The organism is Pseudomonas arsenicoxydans (genome assembly GCF_006438915.1).
Lineage (GTDB): Bacteria > Pseudomonadota > Gammaproteobacteria > Pseudomonadales > Pseudomonadaceae > Aquipseudomonas > Aquipseudomonas arsenicoxydans_A.
On record NZ_RCZE01000011.1, the window covers coordinates 31,333 to 51,616 of the forward strand.

The 20,284-nt window shown below is 59.1% G+C and carries 20 protein-coding genes; 16 read left to right on the forward strand and 4 right to left on the reverse strand.

Annotation, left to right across the window (positions count from 1 at the left end; genetic code table 11):
• The first annotated feature begins 211 nt into the window (after positions 1 to 211).
• The 6 genes from pgi to EAH78_RS21880 all read left to right on the forward strand — a co-directional run bounded on the left by pgi (position 212) and on the right by EAH78_RS21880 (position 9,510).
• Positions 212 to 1,876, forward strand: a complete 1,665-nt coding sequence (gene pgi, locus EAH78_RS21850) for a glucose-6-phosphate isomerase (RefSeq protein ID WP_140669394.1) — start codon at positions 212 to 214, stop codon at positions 1,874 to 1,876.
• A gap of 227 nt (positions 1,877 to 2,103) precedes the next feature.
• The gene (gene acs, locus EAH78_RS21860) at positions 2,104 to 4,041 is read left to right on the forward strand and encodes an acetate--CoA ligase (protein WP_140669396.1); all 1,938 of its coding nucleotides are present in this window, start codon (positions 2,104 to 2,106) and stop codon (positions 4,039 to 4,041) included.
• Positions 4,042 to 4,091: 50 nt separating this feature from the next.
• Complete coding sequence (locus tag EAH78_RS21865; RefSeq protein WP_140669397.1) at positions 4,092 to 4,964, forward strand: oxygenase MpaB family protein; 873 nt, start codon at positions 4,092 to 4,094, stop codon at positions 4,962 to 4,964.
• Positions 4,965 to 5,153: 189 nt separating this feature from the next.
• A complete protein-coding gene (locus EAH78_RS21870; protein ID WP_140669398.1) occupies positions 5,154 to 6,170 on the forward strand; it encodes a class I SAM-dependent rRNA methyltransferase in 1,017 nt (338 codons plus the stop codon).
• A gap of 92 nt (positions 6,171 to 6,262) precedes the next feature.
• Positions 6,263 to 9,214 carry a DUF748 domain-containing protein gene (locus EAH78_RS21875; protein WP_140669399.1) on the forward strand — a complete coding sequence of 984 codons (2,952 nt, stop codon included), beginning with the start codon at positions 6,263 to 6,265 and terminating at the stop codon, positions 9,212 to 9,214.
• 35 nt (positions 9,215 to 9,249) lie between these two features.
• Entirely contained in the window at positions 9,250 to 9,510 is a 261-nt protein-coding gene (locus EAH78_RS21880) for a DUF2845 domain-containing protein (protein ID WP_140669569.1), read from the forward strand.
• A gap of 288 nt (positions 9,511 to 9,798) precedes the next feature.
• On the opposite strand, the gene EAH78_RS21890 is transcribed toward EAH78_RS21880, so the two are convergent.
• Positions 9,799 to 10,152, reverse strand: coding sequence for a BON domain-containing protein (locus tag EAH78_RS21890; RefSeq protein WP_140669401.1), 354 nt, complete (start codon positions 10,150 to 10,152; stop codon positions 9,799 to 9,801).
• A 308-nt stretch (positions 10,153 to 10,460) separates the two neighbouring features.
• Positions 10,461 to 10,877 (reverse strand): pilin, encoded by a 417-nt coding sequence (locus tag EAH78_RS21895; protein ID WP_140669402.1) that lies wholly within the window; start codon positions 10,875 to 10,877, stop codon positions 10,461 to 10,463.
• 225 nt (positions 10,878 to 11,102) lie between these two features.
• Here EAH78_RS21895 and pilB point away from each other — a divergent pair, with 225 nt between their 5' ends.
• The 5 genes from pilB to yacG are packed head-to-tail and all read left to right on the forward strand — an operon-like array spanning position 11,103 to position 15,714.
• Positions 11,103 to 12,803: a type IV-A pilus assembly ATPase PilB gene (gene pilB, locus EAH78_RS21900; protein WP_140669403.1), complete on the forward strand. Its 1,701-nt coding sequence runs from the start codon at positions 11,103 to 11,105 to the stop codon at positions 12,801 to 12,803.
• 2 nt (positions 12,804 to 12,805) lie between these two features.
• Entirely contained in the window at positions 12,806 to 14,023 is a 1,218-nt protein-coding gene (locus EAH78_RS21905) for a type II secretion system F family protein (protein ID WP_140669404.1), read from the forward strand.
• Position 14,024: 1 nt separating this feature from the next.
• On the forward strand, positions 14,025 to 14,897 hold the full coding sequence (locus EAH78_RS21910) for a prepilin peptidase (RefSeq protein ID WP_140669405.1): 873 nt from the start codon (positions 14,025 to 14,027) through the stop codon (positions 14,895 to 14,897).
• Entirely contained in the window at positions 14,894 to 15,517 is a 624-nt protein-coding gene (coaE, locus tag EAH78_RS21915) for a dephospho-CoA kinase (protein WP_140669406.1), read from the forward strand. The genes EAH78_RS21910 and coaE overlap by 4 nt, the downstream gene beginning before the upstream one ends.
• Entirely contained in the window at positions 15,514 to 15,714 is a 201-nt protein-coding gene (gene yacG / locus EAH78_RS21920) for a DNA gyrase inhibitor YacG (RefSeq protein ID WP_140669407.1), read from the forward strand. Before coaE ends, yacG begins: the two co-directional genes overlap by 4 nt.
• Positions 15,715 to 15,717: 3 nt before the next feature.
• Here the strand turns inward: yacG and EAH78_RS21925 are convergent, their stop codons facing one another.
• Complete coding sequence (locus EAH78_RS21925) at positions 15,718 to 15,933, reverse strand: hypothetical protein (RefSeq protein WP_140669408.1); 216 nt, start codon at positions 15,931 to 15,933, stop codon at positions 15,718 to 15,720.
• A gap of 63 nt (positions 15,934 to 15,996) precedes the next feature.
• Entirely contained in the window at positions 15,997 to 16,686 is a 690-nt protein-coding gene (locus tag EAH78_RS21930; RefSeq protein ID WP_140669409.1) for an energy-coupling factor ABC transporter permease, read from the reverse strand.
• Between the two features lie 138 nt (positions 16,687 to 16,824).
• On the opposite strand from EAH78_RS21930, the gene EAH78_RS21935 reads away from it, so the two are divergent.
• From EAH78_RS21935 to EAH78_RS21955, 5 genes are all read left to right on the forward strand, one after another.
• Entirely contained in the window at positions 16,825 to 17,451 is a 627-nt protein-coding gene (locus EAH78_RS21935; protein ID WP_007942303.1) for a DUF1780 domain-containing protein, read from the forward strand.
• On the forward strand, positions 17,448 to 17,975 hold the full coding sequence (locus EAH78_RS21940) for an MOSC domain-containing protein (protein ID WP_140669410.1): 528 nt from the start codon (positions 17,448 to 17,450) through the stop codon (positions 17,973 to 17,975). Before EAH78_RS21935 ends, EAH78_RS21940 begins: the two co-directional genes overlap by 4 nt.
• Before the next feature lie 50 nt (positions 17,976 to 18,025).
• On the forward strand, positions 18,026 to 18,199 hold the full coding sequence (locus tag EAH78_RS21945) for a DUF3094 domain-containing protein (RefSeq protein ID WP_032833555.1): 174 nt from the start codon (positions 18,026 to 18,028) through the stop codon (positions 18,197 to 18,199).
• A gap of 60 nt (positions 18,200 to 18,259) precedes the next feature.
• A complete protein-coding gene (locus tag EAH78_RS21950) occupies positions 18,260 to 19,558 on the forward strand; it encodes an NAD(P)/FAD-dependent oxidoreductase (RefSeq protein ID WP_140669411.1) in 1,299 nt (432 codons plus the stop codon).
• A gap of 319 nt (positions 19,559 to 19,877) precedes the next feature.
• Entirely contained in the window at positions 19,878 to 20,276 is a 399-nt protein-coding gene (locus EAH78_RS21955) for an HvfA family oxazolone/thioamide-modified RiPP metallophore (protein ID WP_027924177.1), read from the forward strand.
• The last annotated feature ends 8 nt before the right edge of the window (positions 20,277 to 20,284 follow it).

Here is a 20,284-nt window from a genome sequence, read left to right on the forward strand (position 1 = left end):
TTTTTTCCGTTTGTCGGCCGATTCTCACTTTGATGTTAAAAAAGTACCGGAAACAGGTCAGACAAAGTCAAGACAGATCAAGGCGCGGGGTTTACTGTATTCGCCCTGCGCCATGAAATCGTGTCGACGCAGTTGACCGGACGCCGACCCGCAGCGCTCCGGGATTTTTAGTGTTCAAAAAGCCGTTCAAGTAAAAAGGAAACCCGCAGCGATGGCGTACTACCGCACTCCTCACGACGTGACCGCCCTGCCCGCCTGGCAGGCGTTGAATGATCACCGCCAAGCCATGCAGGATTTCAGCATGCGCGAAGCCTTTAATGCCGACCCGCAGCGCTTCACCCAATTCACCCTGAGTAGCTGCGGGCTGTTTCTTGATTACTCGAAAAACCTGATCAACGCCGAGACCCGCGACCTGTTGGTGGGCCTGGCCAATGAAGTCGACCTCCAGGGCGCGATCAAGTCGCTGTTCGAAGGCGAAATCGTCAATGCTTCCGAAGGTCGTCCGGCCCTGCACACCGCGCTGCGCCGCCCGGTAGGCGACAAGCTGTCGGTCAACGGCGTCAACGTGATGCCGGAAGTGCACAAAGTGCTGAACCAGATCACCGACCTCGTGGGCCGCATCCACGACGGTTTGTGGCGCGGTTACACCGAGAAGCCGATCACTGACGTGGTCAACATCGGCATCGGTGGTTCATTCCTCGGCCCTGAGCTGGTCTCCGAAGCGCTGCTGTCCTACGCCCAGAAAGGCGTGCGCTGCCACTACCTGGCGAACATCGACGGCAGTGAGTTCCACGAACTGACGCAGAAGCTGCGCGCCGAAACCACGCTATTCATCGTGTCGTCGAAATCCTTCAACACCCTCGAAACCCTGAAAAATGCCCAGGCCGCTCGCGCCTGGTACCTGGCTCAGGGCGGTTCGGAAGCCGAGCTGTATCGTCACTTCATCGCCGTATCGAGCAACAACGCGGCAGCCGTGGCGTTCGGTATCCGCGAAGAAAACATCTTCCCGATGTGGGACTGGGTCGGCGGCCGTTACTCGCTGTGGTCGGCCATCGGTTTGCCGATTGCCCTGGCCATCGGCATGTCGAACTTCAAGGAACTGCTGTCCGGTGCCTACACCATGGACCAGCATTTCCAGACCGCGCCGTTCGAACAGAACATGCCGGTGCTGCTGGCCCTGCTCGGCGTGTGGTACGGGAATTTCTGGGGCGCGCAAAGCCACGCGATCCTGCCGTACGACCACTACCTGCGCAACATCACCAAGCATTTGCAACAGCTGGACATGGAATCCAACGGCAAGAGCGTGCGTCAGGACGGCACGCCAGTGTCCACCGATACCGGTCCGGTGATCTGGGGCGGCGTCGGTTGTAACGGTCAACACGCCTATCACCAGTTGCTGCACCAGGGCACCCAACTGATCCCGGCCGACTTCATCGTTCCGATCGTCAGCTTCAACCCGGTGTCCGACCACCACCAGTGGCTGTACGCCAACTGCCTGTCGCAGAGTCAGGCGCTGATGCTCGGCAAGACCCTTACCGAAGCGGAAGCCGAGCTGCGTGACAAAGGCATGAGCGAAGAAGACGTGAAGAAACTGGCGGCACACAAGGTGATTCCGGGCAACCGTCCGAGCAATACCCTGGTGGTCGAGCGCATCAGCCCGCGTCGCCTCGGTGCACTGGTGGCGATGTACGAGCACAAAGTTTTCGTGCAAAGCGTGATCTGGGGCATCAACGCCTTCGATCAGTGGGGCGTGGAGCTGGGTAAAGAACTCGGCAAAGGCGTCTACAACCGCCTGGTCGGCAGCGAAGAAACCCCGGCTGACGATGCCTCGACCCAAGGCCTGATCAACTACTTCCGCGGCCGTCACCGCGGTTGATCTGACGCCTTGCCCACAGGTTTGAAACCCAAACCCTGTGGGCAACAGTAATCCCCTGTGGGAGCGGGCTTGCTCGCGAATGCGGTGTGTCATTCAGCTTAAATGTTGACTGACACACCGCATTCGCGAGCAAGACCGCTCCCACATTGGTTTTGTGTATGACTTGAACCCGCCTCCCGCTCGGCGCATCTTTATTACTTGTCGCAAAACAAGCATAAGGAACCGTCATGTTCGATATCAGCACGTTCCCCAAAGCCGATGCCGTCCGCCGGGCTGCGCATTTGAGTCAAGACGACTACCACCGCCTGTACCGCGAATCCATCGAGCACCCCACCACCTTCTGGGCCGAACAAGCCACGCGCTTTCTCGACTGGAGCACGCCGTGGGACACCGTCCAGCGCTATAACCTGAAAACCGGTGAAGCCAGCTGGTTTGCCGGCGGCAAGTTGAACGTCAGTTACAACTGCATCGACCGTCATCTGGAACAGCGCGGCGATCAGATCGCGATCATCTGGGAAGGCGACGATCCCGCCGAATCCGCACAGATCACCTACAAAAAACTTCACCACAATGTCTGCCGCCTGGCCAACGTGCTCAAAAGCCGTGGCGTGAAGAAAGGCGACCGTGTCTGCATCTACATGCCGATGATTCCTGAAGCCGCTTACGCGATGCTCGCCTGCACGCGAATTGGCGCGGTGCATTCGGTAGTCTTTGGCGGCTTCTCCCCGGACTCGGTGCGCGACCGGATCCTCGATGCCGATTGCGGCACCGTGATCATCGCCGACCAAGGCGTGCGCGGGGGCAAATTCGTACCGCTCAAAGAGAAAGTCGACAAAGCGCTGGAGAGTTGCCCGAATGTCAGCACCGTCATCGTCGTCGAGCGCACGCAAGGCAAAGTGAATTGGGTCGAAGGCCGCGACCTCTGGTATCACCAGGCCTTACGCGACGTCAGCGACGATTGCCCGCCGGAGCCGATGGACGCCGAGGACCCGCTGTTCATCCTCTACACCTCCGGCAGCACCGGTAAACCCAAAGGCGTGTTGCACACCACCGGCGGCTACCTGCTGCAAGCGGCGATGACCTTTAAATACGTGCTCGACTACCGTGATAACGAAGTGTTCTGGTGCACCGCCGATGTCGGCTGGGTCACCGGCCACAGCTACATCGTCTACGGCCCGCTGGCCAATGGCGCGACCACGCTGATCTTTGAGGGCGTGCCGAGCTACCCCACCAGCTCGCGGTTCTGGCAGGTCATCGACAAACACCACGTGAACATTTTCTACACTGCGCCAACCGCACTGCGCTCGCTGATGCGCGAAGGGCCGGAACCGTTGAAGCAAACGTCCCGCGCCAGCCTCAGATTACTCGGCAGCGTCGGTGAGCCGATCAACCCGGAAGCGTGGGACTGGTACTTCAATGCGGTCGGCGAACAACGCTGCCCGATTGTCGATACCTGGTGGCAGACCGAAACCGGCGGCATCATGCTCAGCCCGCTGGTCAGTGCGCAACGGATCAAACCGGGTTGCGCCACGCAACCTATGTTCGGCGTGCAACCGGTGTTGCTCGATGAAACGGGCAAGGAAATCAAGGGTGCCGGCAGCGGCGTGCTGGCGATCAAATCCAGTTGGCCGGCACAGATCCGCGGCGTGTACGGCGACCCGCAACGGATGTTCGATACCTACTTCAAGCCCTACCCCGGTTATTACTTTACCGGCGACGGCGCGAGGCGCGATGAGGACGGCGATTACTGGATCACCGGGCGCATTGACGACGTGATCAACGTCTCCGGCCACCGTATTGGCACCGCCGAAGTGGAAAGTGCCCTGGTGCTGCACGACAGCATCGCCGAAGCCGCTGTCGTCGGTTATCCCCACGACCTCAAGGGCCAAGGCATCTACGCCTTTGTCACGCCCATGAACGGCACCGAACCCAGCGACGAGTTGAAGAAAGAACTGCTGGCCCACGTCAGCAAGGAAATCGGCAGCTTCGCCAAACCGGACTTGATCCAATGGGCCCCGGCCTTGCCGAAAACCCGCTCGGGCAAGATCATGCGGCGTATCCTGCGCAAGATCGCCTGCAACGAACTGGACACCTTGGGTGATACGTCGACCCTGGCCGATCCGAGCGTTGTTCAGGACCTGGTCGATAAACGCCTAAACCAATAAGCCCGACGCGGCCAGCCATGGCCGCGTTTCATTTTCGCCACTGAGTCGCCATGGAATTTATTCGCACCCGCATCGAAACCCAGGTCATGAGCCTGACCGGTCTGTCCCTCGGCAAACTCGACCTGGAAAATCCCAAGGGCGATCCGGGCCTGTTCGGCCCGGACTCGGTGAGCTGGCAAGTGCATGGCGATTTCAGCAGCATGCTCATTGGCGGCATCAGTGCGCTGATGCTGCAAGCCTTGCATCCCCTGGCCCTGGCCGGGGTCTGGGATCATTCGAATTTCCGCGAGGACATGCTCGGCCGACTGCGCCGCACCGGGCAGTTCATCTCCGGCACCACGTTTGGCTCTCGCAAAGATGCCGATTGGCTGATCGAGAAAGTCCGCACCATCCACCTGCAAGTGACCGGCACCGCGCCGGATGGGCGCCCCTATGCGGCCAGCGATCCGGACCTGTTGACCTGGGTGCACGTGGCCGAGGTCAGCAATTTCCTCGCCGCGCATTTGCGTTATCGCAATCCGCATCTGTCCCTGGCCGACCAGGACCGTTATTACGGGGAAATCGCCTTGGTCGCCGAACGACTGGGCGCCCGAGAGGTGCCTCGCTCGCGGCAGGAAATCGCCGATTACCTTGAACGCATTCGCCCACAGTTGCTGTGCGATGAACGCAGCCGTGAAGTCTTGCGACTGTTGTTGAATGCGCCATCGCCCAGCCGTTTGGCCAAGCCTTTCGGTGGGTTGATGATGCAGGCCGGGATCGATCTGCTGCCGGACTGGGCCAGTGACATGCTGGGCGTCAGCCAGAACCCGTTGCAACGCAAACTGATCCGCGCCAGCGTCAATCGCAGTGCGCCGATGTTGCGCTGGGCGGTGCGTAATGGCTCGGTGCAGCGCGCAAAGCGGCGGATGGGGTTACTCACCTGACACTGCGCAATCTGTGGCGAGGGAGCTTGCTCCCGCTCGAGTGCGCAGTGCTCGCAAAATCTGCGACAGTTGCCGAAACTTTTGGGGCCGCTTCGCAGCCCAGCGGGAGCAAGCTCCCTCGCCACAGGCAATCCCCCTCGCCACAGTGTTAAACTCCCGCGCCAAATTCCCTCCTGCAAGGCGCCCAGCATGTCTTCCTTGAATCAGGCGCTGCGCGCCGCCCTAGAACATCGCCAGGACCTGCTTGCCGAACTGCATCAGCAGGGCACCGATTGCTATCGCCTGTTCCACGGCAGCCAGGAAGGCGCCGGCGGCCTGACCATCGACCGCTACGGCCCGCAACTGCTGGTGCAAAGCTTTCACCAGGCGCTGGAACGCGATGCGCTGCTGCAACTGCACGAGGCAATCAACCAGCATTTGGGCCTCGACACGCTGTTGGTCTACAACGACCGCTCCCGTGGCAATTCACGCATCGACCGCGAAGACACGGTCTACCGTGCCGATGAAGCCGCGCTGGCGGACCTGGTCGGCCACGAATGGGGCCTCAATTATCGGGTTCGCGGGCGCCATGCCGGCCAAGACCCGCTGCTGTTCCTCGACCTGCGCAACACCCGCGGCTGGGTCAAGGCACACAGCCAAAACAAAAGCGTGCTCAACCTGTTTGCCTACACCTGTGGCGTCGGCCTGAGTGCGGCGGCCGGTGGCGCCCGTGAGGTGTGCAACCTGGATTTCGCCGAGGGTAACCTGGCGGTCGGCCGTGAGAACGGGCTGCTCAATCCACAATTGCCCGCCATGGAGTTCATCCAGTCCGATTACTTCCCGGCGATTCGCCAGTTGGCGGGCCTGCCGATCAGTCAACGGCGCGGGCCGAAACTACCGAGCTACACGCGACTGGAACAGCGTCAGTACGACTTGGTACTGCTCGATCCTCCCGCCTGGGCCAAGAGCGCTTTCGGCACCGTCGACCTGCTGCGCGACTACCAGAGCCTGCTCAAACCCGCGCTGCTGACCACCGCCGACAACGGCGTGCTGATCTGCTGCAACAACCTGGCAAAGGTCAGCATGGACGACTGGCGCGAACAGGTATTGCGCTGCGCAGAGAAGGCCGGGCGCCCGGTACGCGAGTGGACCGTGATGAAGCCGGGCGCGGATTTTCCGTCGATGGATCAGCAACCTCCGCTGAAAACGCTGATCCTGCAGCTCTGATATTCCCCTGACTTTCAGACAATTCCTATAAAGCGTGATGGCTTCGGAACCGCAATCGCGTGCCATACTCCAAGGCACTCCGATTCAGACAGATGAAGCCACACATGCCCAAAGGATTGATTCGCGCTATCGGCGCCTTGTTGACTGCTCTGGCTCTCTACAGCTTGCTGGGGTTTCTGATTTTGCCGGGCATCGCGTTGCGGGTTGCCAACCAGCAATTGGCCAACTACGCCACGGTGCCCGCCCACCTTCAACGGATCGAACTCAACCCGTTCAGCCTTGAAGTCACCCTTTGGGGGCTGGTCATCGGCAAGCCGGGCAAGGAACAGGTCGGCTTCGAACGCCTGTACGCCAACGTGCAAGTCGACAGTCTCTGGACCAAAGCCGTACATCTGTCCGACATCGAACTGGACAAACCCAAGACTGAAATCCTCTTCGGCAAGGACGGCCAGCTCAACCTGCTCGGGCTGTTCAAACTGCCGGCGAGCGAACCGACACCTGCCGACCCGAACGCCAAGCCATTTCCATTGCGCATTGACCGGATCAATCTGGCCGGGGGCGCGGTGCACTTTCAGGATCTGCGCCCCAGCGAACCCATCGAATTTCTCTACGACAAACTCGACTTCGAGCTGAAAAACCTCAGCACCCTGCCCGACGACAGCGCCGACATGACCTTGGTGGCCATCGGCCCCAATGGCGGACAGGTCGACTGGACCGGCAACTTCAGCCTGATCCCGTTCACCTCCGAAGGTAAGCTGAAAATCACCGATGGCAAGATGCAAGCCTTCTGGCCCTATGTGCGCGACGCCGTGCCCCTGGACCTCGAAAGCGGCCTCATGAGCCTCAGTACCGACTACAAACTCAACCTGTCCAAAGAAACCGAACTGTTGCTGAACAACGTTGCGGTCAGCATCGCACCGTTCGCGATCAAGGCCCCGGACGGCCGACCTTTGGCCAGGCTGGAACGACTGGACATCAGCGAAACCACGGTCGACCTGGCCAAGCAGCAAGTGGTGGTCGGCAAGATTCGCAGCCAGAAACTGGAAACCTGGGCCGCCCTCGAAGCCGACGGGCAACTCGACTGGCAAAAGCTGTTCGCCAGCCAACCGTCCAAACCCGCCGCTAAAGCCAAGGCCGAACCCGCCAGTACGCCAGCGGCAGCCGACTCACCCAAGCCTGAACCGGCGCCACCGAGTAAACCGTGGCAGGTGCTGCTCAAAGACGTACAGCTGCGCGATTACCAAGTGCACCTGGCTGACCGCAAGGCACAACCGGCCGTAGCGCTGGATGTCGGCCCGTTGAATCTGGACTTGCAGAATTTCGACAGCCTTAATGGTTCGCCTTTCAATCTCAAGCTCGACACCGGCGTGGGTAAACAAGGAAAGGTGTTGGCAGACGGCGTGGTCAATCTCGCTCCGATCAGCGCCAAACTGAAGGTGCAGACCAAAGACATCGACCTGCGTGTCGTACAGTCCTACATCACCCCGCTCATTCGCCTGGAACTGCGCAGCGGCATGCTCGGCAGTGATCTGGCGGTCGATCTGAAAAGCACCGAGCCGTTGGTATTCAGCGTCACCGGTCGTGCTCAGGTCGATCAGTTGCACACCCTCGACACCCTTAAAACCCGCGACTTCCTCAAGTGGCAACAACTGGTGCTCGAAGGCCTGAATTATCAGCACGGTGACAGCCTGTCGATCGACAAGGTCAACCTGTTCCAGCCCTATGCGCGCTTCATGATCAACGATGATCGCACCACCAACATCGATGACTTGCTGATCCCGCAACCGCCCGATAGCGGCGCCAAAACCCCCGCGGCCAAACCGGCCAGCAGCGGCAAACCACTGGGCATACACATCGGCGGCATTGCCATCAATGACGGTTCGGCGAACTTCGCCGACTTCAGCCTGACACCCAACTTTGCCACCGCCATCCAACAGCTCAACGGGCAGATCGGCACCATCGACAGCCGTCAGGCGAAACCGGCCAGCGTGGATATCAAAGGCAAGGTTGACCGCTATGCGCCGGTGACCATCAAGGGCGCGGTCAATCCGTTCGACCCGATGGCCAGCCTCGACATTGCCACCAGTTTCAAACGGGTAGAACTGACTACCCTCACGCCCTACTCCGGCAAATTCGCCGGGTATCGCATCCGCAAGGGCCGGCTCAATCTCGATGTGCATTACCTGATCACCAAAGGCCAGCTCAAAGCCGAAAACAAAGTGGTGATCGAACAATTGCAACTCGGTGAAAAGGTCGACAGCCCGGATGCCGTGAGCCTGCCGCTGAAACTGGCGATTGCCTTGCTCAAGGATGTCGATGGCAAGATTTCCATCGAGTTGCCGGTCACTGGCGACCTCAATAATCCGCAGTTCAGCATCATGCCAATTGTCTGGCAAACCCTGCGCAACCTGATTGTCAAAGCGGCCGCTGCGCCGTTCAAAATGATTGGCGGACTGATCAGTGGTGGCGGTTCCGAGGACTTGGGCACCGTGTCGTTCGCGCCGGGTTCAAGCGATTTGAGCAAGGACGCCGAAGGCGCACTGGTCAAACTGTCCCAAGCGTTGAAGGAACGTCCGGCCCTGCGCCTGGAAATCGAAGGCACGGCCGCCGCCAGCAGCGACGGCCCGTTGATTGCCGAGCAACGCCTGGAACGTGAATACCAGTACAACTACTACAAAATGCTCCAGCGTCGTGGCGACAAAGTGCCGGCCCAGGCTTCACTGCTGCAGGTCCCGGATAACGAGAAAGGGCCCCTGCTGGAAGGCATCTACCGCACGCGCCTGAAGACTCAGCCGCCGGCCGAATGGAAGGACCTGGGCAAGGAAGAACGCACCGCGAAAATGCGCGCCGACGTGATCAAGTTCTGGAGCGCCAGCGACGTGCTGTTGCGTCAGTTAGGGCAGGAGCGCGCCAGCAGCATCAAGGACTATCTGGTGGACAAGGGTCAATTGGCCGATGACCGCGTGTACTTCGTCGACGCCAACCTGGGTGAGGCCGAAAGTGACGGTCGGGTAGTGACGCCATTGCATTTGGACGCAGAGTGATCGTGAAGCGATTGCTGGCGGGCCTGGCCCTGGTGATGGTTGCCAGCCAGGCCTCGTCAGCCGATACGCTACGCTGCGGCAGTCAGTTGGTCAGCGTCGGGGACAGGTCCAGCGAAGTGCTGCAAAAGTGCGGCGAACCGGTCAGCCGCGACTTGCTGGGCTACAAACGTAGCGCCAACCGACGCGAAGAGTTTCAGGTGGAGGAATGGACCTATGGGCCTAATGGCGGGATGTATCAGTTCCTTCGGTTTGAAGGGAATCGCCTGACGCAGATCACCAGCAAGCGCGGCAATTAGATCCCCCAACTCATGTGTGGGCACAATCAAAATGTGGGAGCGGGCTTGCTCGCGAATGCGGTCTCTTATTCAACATCTCTGTTGACTGAACCACCGCATTCGCGAGCAAGCCCGCTCCCACATTTGATATTTTTTGCTGTCCCAAATAGAACAAGCCCCCGACACGAATGTCGGAGGCCTGTAATGGCCACATCCCTATGGCCGTTCGCATGAACTCCTAAGAAGCGGCAGGCGTATTGCTCAGCCCGTCTGCCACACCTTCTCCCGGTCCAGGCGAGAAGTCTTGCCTTACTCGGCTTTCAGGCCGTCAGCGGAAACCGCTTTGACGCCTTTGATTTTCTTGGTGATCGCCACGGCGGTGGCTTTCTGGGAGTCAGTCACTGCAACAGTGGACGACAGCGACACAACACCTTTGTTGGTTTCGACTTTGATGTCGGTACCAGGAATGCCTTTTTCGGTCAGCAGGTCGCTTTTGACTTTAGTAGTGATCCAGGTATCGGAAGTAGCTTCCGAGGCCTTGGTCATTTCACCAGCAGCCAAGGTCATTGGCGCTTGAGTGGTGGTGGTCTGTGCGAATGCTACGTTGGCCATGGTCAGGGTCAGCGCGGTAGCAGTAGCGGCAGCGATAGCGAACTTCTTCATACGAGTAACTCCTGTTTTTCCAGATAGTCTGCTGGTTGTCTTCTCAGCAGGGTTACTGGGTATATTGCGAACGCTGTGCCAACTTTGAGACGACCAACAACCCCTTACAAATCAATAACTTATAAATTCACTGGATTTTCGGAATCATGCAAAATGCATGAGTTGGAATTAATCGACATGCAAGTTGCGGGTTTTGGCGCAGGCCTAAGGCCATGAATTGTCGGGATTTTTTGTTTTTAAGGTTTTCTATGACCGCCAAACAAAAAAATACCCCGCGAGGCGGGGTATTTGATCAATAAATTGCTCTGTCAAACACCTGGGCAACTTGTCGTTGTGTAGTCTTTCGAACCAGAGAACGCACACGACCAACCGGTCGTTGCGCTGCGGGTCAGCGTAATAGTCTGACCGAGCACTGGCGCAGGCGCATTGATCAATTTGCAGGTAATCGTTCCCTTTCCGTCAGCCACTGTGCCCGATGCGCCCATCGTGCAGTTCTGAGTTGCCGTCACGCCAGCATTGACGCTAGTGATATCCGGATTGGCCGAACCGGCATTAATAACGTCTTCAAAGGGCACTTTAAGCGCGGAGGCCTCCGCGATCCCGGCCGTTACCTTGGCCTTTGCCTGATATTTGGAGTACGCCGGCAACGCAAACGTCGCCAGAATCCCGATGATCGCCACCACGATAAGCAGTTCGATCAGGGTAAAACCTTTCTGAGTCTTCATAGACAAGCTCCATGCATGAGTCGGAATCTCATGATCTGAAAGAGCTCCAGCACAGCCCGTGCCAAGCGCTACAGCCCCTGCTGGCGGGGCGCCGCGTCAATCAAAAGATCTTTCCTACACCCAGCAACCGCACTATCTGACACTTTTTGTCACCTCAACACGGCTGGTTGGGCTCGGGTCCTTGACTAGGCTATAAGTCATGAACTGTCTGTGTCCGGTATCCCAATGAATGACATCGCCCTTAGCGGTCTGGCCAAGCAATTGGTCCTGGCTGAACTGATTACTGACAAAACTGCGCAACAAGCGTCTCAGCAAGCTCAACGCAATCGGATCTCGTTGGTCAGCTACCTGGTACAGAACAAACTGGCGAAGAGCCGTGAACTGGCCGAGATTGCCTCCGAGCATTTCGGCATGGCGCTGCTTGACCTCAATTGCCTGGACAAGGAGACCCAACCCAAAGGGCTTGTCAGCGAGAAGTTGATTCGTCAGCACCACGCCCTGCCCCTCTGGCGACGCGGCAACAAACTGTTCGTGGGTGTTTCCGACCCGACTAATCACCAAGCCATCAACGACATCCAGTTCAGCACCGGGCTGAACACCGAAGCCATCCTCGTAGAGGACGACAAGCTCAGCGATGCCATCGAGAAATTCTTCGACAGTCACTCCACCGGCCTGGAAGAAATGGCCGATGTCGATCTTGACGGTGTCGACATCGAGTCAGGTGATGACAGAAATCAGGATTCCATCGCCGGGCAAGACGCCGATGACGCGCCCGTGGTGCGGTTTGTCCACAAAATGCTGCTCGACGCGATCAAGAGTGGCTCGTCCGATCTGCATTTCGAGCCCTATGAAAAAACTTACCGGGTGCGGATGCGCACCGACGGCATGCTGCGCGAAGTGGCCAAGCCCCCCATCCAGTTGGCCAGCCGCATTGCGGCGCGGCTGAAAGTCATGGCCAGCCTGGACATCTCCGAGCGGCGCAAACCTCAGGACGGGCGGATCAAGATGCGTCTGTCCAAAAGCAAGTCCATCGACTTTCGAGTCAACACCCTGCCGACCCTGTGGGGCGAGAAAGTGGTGATCCGGATCCTCGACCCAGCCAGCGCGCAAATGGGCATCGACGCGCTCGGCTACGAGCCCGACCAGAAAGACCTGTACATGGCTGCCCTGAAGCAGCCACAGGGGATGATCCTGGTCACCGGCCCCACCGGTTCGGGCAAGACCGTATCGCTCTACACCGGCCTGAATATCCTCAACACCGTGGACATCAACATTTCCACCGCCGAAGACCCGGTGGAGATCAACATGGAAGGCATCAACCAGGTCAACGTCAATCCCAAGCAAGGACTGGATTTCGCCCAGGCGCTGCGTTCGTTCCTGCGCCAGGACCCGGACGTGATCATGGTCGGCGAAATCCGCGACCTCGAAACCGCCGAAATTGCCATCAAAGCCGCGCAGACCGGGCACCTCGTGCTATCCACCCTACACACCAACAGCGCCGCCGAAACCCTGACCCGTTTGCACAACATGGGCATTCAGGGCTTCAACATCGCCACCTCGGTCACCCTGATCATCGCCCAGCGGCTGGCGCGCAAATTGTGCAGCCACTGCAAGCGCCCCATCGAGATCCCCCGAGAAACGCTGCTCAAGGAAGGCTTCCCCGAGGAACGCATCGGCTCGTTCACGATCTATGAACCGGTCGGTTGCGATCAGTGCAACGGCGGCTACAAAGGGCGAGTCGGGATTTATGAAGTGGTGAAGAACACCAAGGATTTGCAACGGCTGATCATGGCCGAAGGCAACTCGCTGGAAATCGACAGCCAGATGCGCAAGGACGGTTTCAACGACTTGCGCACCTCGGGCCTGATCAAGGCTATGCACGGCGTCACCAGTCTTGAAGAAATCAACCGGGTCACCAAGGACTGAACATGGCGGTCAAAGCAGCAAAAATCAGCGTCTATGCCTGGGAAGGCACAGACAGGAAAGGCACGAAAATGACCGGCGAGTTGAGCGGTCAGAACCCGGCGTTGATCAAGGCCCAACTGCGCAAGCAAGGCATCAACCCCGGCAAGGTGCGCAAGAAGTCCGCGTCGATTTTCAATTTCGGCAAACGCATCAAGGCCCAGGACATTGCCCTGTTCACCCGGCAGATGGCGACCATGATGAAAGCCGGAGTGCCGCTTCTGCAGTCGTTCGACATCATCGGCGAAGGCTTCGATAACCCGGCTATGCGCAAGCTGGTAGACGAGGTGAAACAGGAAGTGGCGGCGGGTAACAGCTTCGCCGCGTCCCTGCGCAAGAAGCCGCAATATTTCGATGAGCTCTACTGCAACCTGGTGGACGCCGGCGAGCAAGCCGGTGCCCTCGATACCTTGTTGGAGCGGGTCGCGACCTACAAGGAAAAGAGCGAAAGCCTCAAAGCCAAGATCAAGAAAGCCATGACCTACCCGCTGGCCGTGGTCTTCGTCGCGATCATTGTCACCGGGATTCTGCTGGTCAAGGTCGTGCCGCAGTTCGAGTCAGTGTTCAAGGGCTTTGGTGCCGAACTGCCGGCTTTTACGGTGATGGTCATCGGCCTGTCGGAATTCATGCAGCAGTGGTGGTGGGCGATGCTCGGCGGACTGTTCGCGGGCATTTTCGGCGTTCGTCACGCCTTCAGGAAATCCCCGGGGTTTCGCGACTGGCTCGACACCTGGCTGTTGAAACTGCCGCTGATTGGCACGCTGATGTACAAGTCTGCCGTGGCCCGCTATGCCCGCACGCTGTCGACCACCTTCGCCGCCGGCGTGCCACTGGTCGAAGCGCTGGATTCAGTGGCCGGCGCCACCGGCAATATCGTGTTCAAGCGCGCGGTGCTGCGCATCAAGCAGGATGTCTCGACCGGCATGCAGCTGAATTTTTCCATGCGCACGTCCGGCATCTTTCCCAACATGGCAATTCAGATGACCGCCATTGGCGAAGAGTCCGGTGCGCTGGACGACATGCTCGACAAGGTCGCGAGTTTCTACGAAGACGAAGTGGACAACATGGTCGATAACCTCACCAGCCTGATGGAGCCATTCATCATGGTCGTGCTCGGTGTTATCGTCGGAGGCCTTGTGGTTGCGATGTACTTGCCCATCTTCCAACTCGGCTCAGCGATCTGACATGCCATTGACTGAAATCCTCACGGTTTACCCGGCGTTCTTCGTGGTCATCGCCTTGGCGGTGGGTCTGGTGGTGGGCAGTTTTCTCAATGTGGTGGTCTGGCGCCTGCCGAAAATGCTCCAGCGCGAATGGCGGCTGCAAGCCCATGACGTGCTGGGCGTGCCTCCCGAAGTGCCGGGCCCGACCTACAACTTGATGCTGCCCCACTCCCACTGCCCGCACTGCGACCATCGAATACGCGCGTGGGAAAACATCCCGGTGCTCAGTTACCTGTTTTTACGCGGTCGATGCTCGAACTGCGCGGCACCGATCAGCAAGCGCTATCCGCTGACTGAGCTGGCTTGCGGTGTGCTCTCGGCGTTTATCGCGTGGCATTTCGGTTTCGGCTGGCAGGCCGGCATGGTGCTGTTGCTGACCTGGGGTTTGCTGGCGATGAGTTTGATCGACGCCGAGCACCAACTGCTGCCGGACGTATTGGTATTGCCGCTGCTGTGGTTGGGGCTGATCGTCAACAGCTTCGGGGTTTTCGTGTCACTGCATGAAGCGTTGTGGGGGGCGGTGGCCGGGTATATGGCGTTGTGGTCGGTGTACTGGCTGTTCAAGCTGATCACCGGAAAAGACGGGATCGGCCACGGTGACTTCAAATTATTGGCCATGCTCGGTGCCTGGGGCGGCTGGCAGGTTTTGCCGCTGACGATCCTGCTGTCATCGCTGGTAGGCGCCATTCTCGGGGTAATTTTGTTGCGTCTGCGCGACGCGAAAACCTCATCGCCAATCCCCTTCGGCCCCTATCTGGCAATTGCCGGCTGGATTGCCTTGCTCTGGGGTGGTCAAATAACCGACTTCTATTGGCAGTCTGTCGGTTTGAAATGAATACCCCTGTGGAACAACCCTGGATTCTCGGCCTGACCGGCGGCATCGGCAGCGGCAAAAGCGCGGCGGCCCAACACTTCATCGATCTCGGTATCCATGTCGTCGACGCTGATCATGCGGCGCGCTGGGTGGTCGAACCGGGTCGCCCGGCGCTGGCCGCCATCGCCGAACACTTCGGCCCCGACGTGTTGCAAGCTGACGGACAACTGGACCGTGCCGCATTGCGCAAATTGATTTTTGAAGTGCCGGAAGAACGCCTGTGGCTCGAAGGCCTGCTGCATCCGTTGATCGGTGAAGAAATCGCACACAATCTGGCCAAGGCACAATCGCCCTACGCGATTCTGGTTTCGCCACTGCTGATCGAGTCCGGGCAGTACACCATGACCCAACGGGTGCTGGTGATCGATGCCCCGGAACAGTTACAGATCGAACGCACCTTGCAGCGTGACCAGACCAGCGAGCAACAGGTCCAGGCGATCCTCAAGGCCCAGTCCAGCCGCGAGGACCGCGTGAGCCATGCCGACGATGTGGTGGTCAACGACCGCGACCTCGCCTGGCTGCACAGCGAGGTCGAACGCCTGCATCACTTTTACCTTACTTTGCGTGGAGGCCAGTCATGAGCCAGACCCCAACCGTCCAATGCCCTACCTGTGGCGCGCCTGTTGAATGGAGTGCCGATAACACTTTCCGGCCTTTCTGCTCGGATCGCTGCAAACTGATCGACCTGGGCGCCTGGGCATCGGAAGAACACAAGATTCCGGTCAGCCCGGACGCCGAGGATGAACTGTTCAGCGAAGACTTCGAACCGCGCCACTGAGGTTCAGGGCCGCATAAAACCGTAGTCCTGGTCGTCATCGAGGTTTTCCGCGAGAAAGCGCAACTCGTCAGCCAGGTCTTCGATACTGCGCACCGCCTTGCTTTGTTGCACCACTGCGCTGAGCAAGGCGCGCAGGCTCAAACCCGGATCAAACCCCACTTCCTGCGCCCCATCCAGACTCTGACGCAGCTGCTGTGTTGCCCACTCGTACACACTCATGTCGATGCTCCTCAAGGTTTGGTCGAGCATGAGTTCGCCGGCGTTTAGTCGATTTGATGTGGATCAAGACTTCGGATCGTCGTCTTTCCAAGGGGCCGACAGGTAGCGTGTGCGGTTGAACGTCTCCAGCCATTCAGGGCAAAACACCACCAGCGCGCTGACGATCATGCCGTTGATGAACGCCTCCGGAAAAATCAGCAGCCACAGATAACCGACAAAATCTTCCAGCCAATACGGCATGACAAAAATTTCGTCGAACCACAGCACCCACAGCGCCAGAAGCAGACACAACAACGCCGACAGCGCTGCCGCAAAAAAACCGGAACAGAAGATATACACAAAGGGATTACGCGGTTGCGCCCGCTCCACCAGGATAGCGATGCACTCGGTGACCAGCACCGGCAGCAAAATCAGCAGCGCCCCGTTGACCCCCACGGCGACCAGGTCCTGGCGTCCGAGCAGCACCAGTCCGAGCTGCGCTATCAAGCCGCCGATGATTGCCAGCGGCCAGTCCAGCAACAAGGTGACAGCGGTCATGCCGATGAAGTGATATGACACGCCGGTATCGAAATCCCGCCGTACCAGCCACAGCATGAACAGCGCGAATACCGTGCCGAACAGCAAATGCTGGCGCCGGCTGTCGGTGAACAGCTCGACCCACGGCGCACGCCAGATCGCCCACAGCAATACGGGCACATAGATCAGCCAGCCGACCGTCAGCGTTTCGGGTGACAGCAACTCTGCGCCAATCATGTGGGCAACCCCTTGAACTCCACCGCAGACTCCTTGTGTGATACCGGCTCTGTGTCCAGCAGTCTACACCGGCACAAAAGTCTCTCTACCCGATGCAAAGCTTTCTGCTTGTCGCATTTGAACGCTAAGCTTGGGCCTATGGATGACTCAGATTATTTACGCCTGCTGACCATTGCGGCCGAGCAAGCCAACGCGTTCCTCTCCAATGCCCGCAAATGGGAGCGTGAGCGTTGGGTGTGCCAGCGCCTGCTGCAAGGCCTGAACATTCCCTACCGCGCCGACGAGTTCGCCCCGGCCGGCGAGCCGCCGGACGTGTTGTTTCGCGAGGCGAATTTCGAAGTGTTCTTCGTGCTCGATGAGGGCCGGCGACTGAACGACGAATGGCGCGACGAACTGCAACGTCGGCGCAGCGCGTTTTCCCTGAGCCAGTTGGTGCGACGCGAAGCCAAACCCAAACGCATCCCCGCCAATGAGTTTTTGCTGCGACTGGCGCCGACCTTGCGCAAAAAAGCGCACAACTACAAAGAACGCGGCATGGACCTGGGGGAGCTCGACATCATTGCCTTCGCCAGCCTCAAGCGCGAAGTGCTGGACCTCAACAGCCATTTTCCGCCGCCCACCGAATACCTGCGCCAAGGCTGGCGTTCGTTGTCGCTGGTCGGCCCGACGTTCGCCCGGGTGCTGTTCGCGCACCCGGATGCACCGGATTTCCTGCGCAGCAACCTGGGGCGCAGCATCGTCTTTGACGTCGGGATCAGCCTGTGAGCCCATTGCAGGAATTGATCGCACACATCCCGCAAACCGGCCGCGTACGCTGGATCGGCGTGCGCCCCGAACCTCACGTCCCGATGATCGAACTGGAGGCCGTGGAAGCGCGACTCGAGGCCGGTTTGACTGGCGATCGAGCCCGTCCCGGGGTGCGTAATGCACGGCAGGTGACATTGATTCAATGGGAACACTTGGCCGTTATCAGTTCGCTGATGGGCCGCCCGGACGATCAACCGGTCTTACCTAATGATTTGCGGCGCAACCTCGTTATCAGCGGTATCAACCTGTTCAGCCTCAAGGGCCGGCGTTTCCGGATCGGTCAGGCGATTTTCGAAACCACCGGCTGGTGCCAGCCTTGCGCACGCCTGCAAAACAACCTTGGTCCCGGGACGTTTCAGGCCGTGCGTGGCCATGGCGGAATCACCGCGCGGGTGATACAAAGTGGAATCATTCGACTGGACGACACGGTGAGCGTCGAGCCCATCCCGGACAGCGGCTATGCTCCGTTCAACGTGCGTTAAATCCGCCTGTAGCTTCTACACATTCAGCAACGTCTACTGACGAGGCCTTTATGACCAGCCGCCTGAACCCCGACGACCAAAAGCATGTCGAAGAGTACCTGCACTTGTCCCAGCACCAAGTCGAGCGCCGACCTTTCCGGCCGTGGATGCTCCTGGTGGTGGTGCTGGCAGTGACCATAGGCCTGGGCCTGTTAAGCCGATTTATCAGTTACCTGACGCTATGAGCAGCATCGCGCTCGCTCGGTTGACTGCACCGATTTCTTTTAGCCTTGCGAGATATCCCCATGACTCATCGTATTGTCATCGTTGGCGGCGGCGCCGGCGGTCTGGAGTTGGCTACCCGTCTGGGTAAGACTCTGGGCAAGCGTGGCACGGCCAGTGTGATGCTGGTCGACGCGAACCTGACCCACATCTGGAAACCGCTGTTGCACGAAGTGGCGGCCGGGTCGCTGAACTCTTCCGAAGACGAACTCAACTATGTTGCCCAAGCCAAATGGAACCACTTCGAGTTCCAGCTGGGGCGCATGAGCGGGCTCGATCGCACGCAGAAAAAAATCCAGCTGGCCGCCACTTACGACGAAGCCGGCCTGGAACTGGTGCCCGCCCGTGAAGTGGGCTACGACTCGCTGGTGATCTCGGTCGGCAGCACCACCAACGATTTCGGCACCCAGGGCGCGGCGCAACATTGCCTGTTCCTCGACACCCGCAAACAGGCCGAGCGCTTCCACCAGCAACTCCTGAACCATTACCTGCGAGCCCATGCCGGGCAGACCGACAAGGTCGAACAGATCAGCGTGGCCATCGTCGGCGCCGGTGCCACTGGTGTTGAACTCGCTGCCGAGCTGCACAACGCGGCGCATGAACTGGCGGCTTATGGCCTGGACCGGATCAAACCGGAAAACATGCACATCACTCTGATCGAAGCCGGGCCTCGGGTATTGCCGGCGTTGCCGGAACGCATCGGCGGGCCTGTGCATAAAACCCTGGAGAAACTCGGGGTCAACGTCATGACCAATGCGGCGGTCAGTGAAGTGACAGCCGACAGCCTGATCACCGCCGATGGCCAAGTGATCAACGCGAGCCTGAAAGTCTGGGCCGCCGGGATTCGTGCACCGGGCTTCCTAAAGGACATCGACGGCCTGGAAACCAACCGCATCAACCAGCTGCAAGTGCTGCCGACCCTGCAAACCACCCGCGACGAAAATATCTTCGCGTTCGGCGATTGCGCGGCCTGCCCGCAACCGGGTACTGATCGAAATGTACCGCCGCGCGCTCAGGCGGCGCATCAGCAGGCGTCGTTACTGGCCAAGTCGCTGAAGCTGCGGATCGAGGGCAAAGCGTTGCCGGAATACAAGTACACCGATTACGGCTCGCTGATCTCGCTGTCGCGTTTTTCGGCTGTGGGTAACTTGATGGGCAACCTGACGGGCAGCGTGATGCTGGAAGGCTGGTTGGCGCGGATGTTTTACGTGTCGCTGTACCGCATGCACCAGATGGCGCTGTATGGGGCGTTTCGTACGGCGATGCTGATGCTGGGCAGCAAAATCGGGCGCGGGACTGAGCCGCGACTAAAACTGCACTAACTCGGTCTAGTGTGGGAGCGGGCTTGCTCGCGAACAGGGAGTGTCAGTCGACATGAATGTTGCCTGGCACTCCGCTTTCGCGAGCAAGCCCGCTCCCACATTTGTTATTCATTGCCCTGAAGATCTGTGTCTCACTGTATCTCCCCCCGCGTTTTCGCCCCTTCGCTTACAAACTCCCCCTTGCGCGACACAGTAGCGATACACCCATCCCGCTAAATGGCCACACCCGAGCAAGGCACCCCGCCCGCTTCGGTTGTCGCCGCACTTACGTGGCAACCCTTTATCAAGTGGTTGTGTCGTGCAACCCAGGAGAATTGAAATGTCCCGTACTACCAAAAACACTATCGGTCTGCTTGGCGCTGTTTTGGCTGGTGGCATGATGTTGACCGGCTCTGTCTTCGCTTCGCAGCCCCTGACCCAAGGCTATCTGCTGGCCTCGGCTGAACAGGTGGTGAAAACCCCTGAGGGCAAATGTGGCGAAGGCAAGTGTGGCGATGCGTCGATGGCCAAAACCGACACTGATGGCGACGGCAAGGTCTCCCGCGCGGAATTCCAGGCTGTCGCTCCGAAGTCCAACTTCGACAAGATCGACACCAACCATGATGGCTTCATCGACGAGCAAGAAGCGTTCGATAACGTGAAAGCCAACTACGAAGCCAACGGCAAGAAAATGCCAAAAGGTCTGTTCGAGCACCTGAAAGACCAAGACGGCGCCTAAGCCTCTGA

Bases quoted from the DNA above. Each gene is read 5' to 3' on its own strand.
- pgi (WP_140669394.1), top strand. From the start codon at position 212: ATGGCGTACTACCGCACTCCTCACGACGTGACCGCCCTGCCCGCCTGG.
- acs (WP_140669396.1), top strand. From the start codon at position 2,104: ATGTTCGATATCAGCACGTTCCCCAAAGCCGATGCCGTCCGCCGGGCT.
- EAH78_RS21865 (WP_140669397.1), top strand. From the start codon at position 4,092: ATGGAATTTATTCGCACCCGCATCGAAACCCAGGTCATGAGCCTGACC.
- EAH78_RS21870 (WP_140669398.1), top strand. From the start codon at position 5,154: ATGTCTTCCTTGAATCAGGCGCTGCGCGCCGCCCTAGAACATCGCCAG.
- EAH78_RS21875 (WP_140669399.1), top strand. From the start codon at position 6,263: ATGAAGCCACACATGCCCAAAGGATTGATTCGCGCTATCGGCGCCTTG.
- EAH78_RS21880 (WP_140669569.1), top strand. From the start codon at position 9,250: ATGGTTGCCAGCCAGGCCTCGTCAGCCGATACGCTACGCTGCGGCAGT.
- EAH78_RS21890 (WP_140669401.1), bottom strand. From the start codon at position 10,152: ATGAAGAAGTTCGCTATCGCTGCCGCTACTGCTACCGCGCTGACCCTG.
- EAH78_RS21895 (WP_140669402.1), bottom strand. From the start codon at position 10,877: ATGAAGACTCAGAAAGGTTTTACCCTGATCGAACTGCTTATCGTGGTG.
- pilB (WP_140669403.1), top strand. From the start codon at position 11,103: ATGAATGACATCGCCCTTAGCGGTCTGGCCAAGCAATTGGTCCTGGCT.
- EAH78_RS21905 (WP_140669404.1), top strand. From the start codon at position 12,806: ATGGCGGTCAAAGCAGCAAAAATCAGCGTCTATGCCTGGGAAGGCACA.
- EAH78_RS21910 (WP_140669405.1), top strand. From the start codon at position 14,025: ATGCCATTGACTGAAATCCTCACGGTTTACCCGGCGTTCTTCGTGGTC.
- coaE (WP_140669406.1), top strand. From the start codon at position 14,894: ATGAATACCCCTGTGGAACAACCCTGGATTCTCGGCCTGACCGGCGGC.
- yacG (WP_140669407.1), top strand. From the start codon at position 15,514: ATGAGCCAGACCCCAACCGTCCAATGCCCTACCTGTGGCGCGCCTGTT.
- EAH78_RS21925 (WP_140669408.1), bottom strand. From the start codon at position 15,933: ATGAGTGTGTACGAGTGGGCAACACAGCAGCTGCGTCAGAGTCTGGAT.
- EAH78_RS21930 (WP_140669409.1), bottom strand. From the start codon at position 16,686: ATGATTGGCGCAGAGTTGCTGTCACCCGAAACGCTGACGGTCGGCTGG.
- EAH78_RS21935 (WP_007942303.1), top strand. From the start codon at position 16,825: ATGGATGACTCAGATTATTTACGCCTGCTGACCATTGCGGCCGAGCAA.
- EAH78_RS21945 (WP_032833555.1), top strand. From the start codon at position 18,026: ATGACCAGCCGCCTGAACCCCGACGACCAAAAGCATGTCGAAGAGTAC.
- EAH78_RS21950 (WP_140669411.1), top strand. From the start codon at position 18,260: ATGACTCATCGTATTGTCATCGTTGGCGGCGGCGCCGGCGGTCTGGAG.
- EAH78_RS21955 (WP_027924177.1), top strand. From the start codon at position 19,878: ATGTCCCGTACTACCAAAAACACTATCGGTCTGCTTGGCGCTGTTTTG.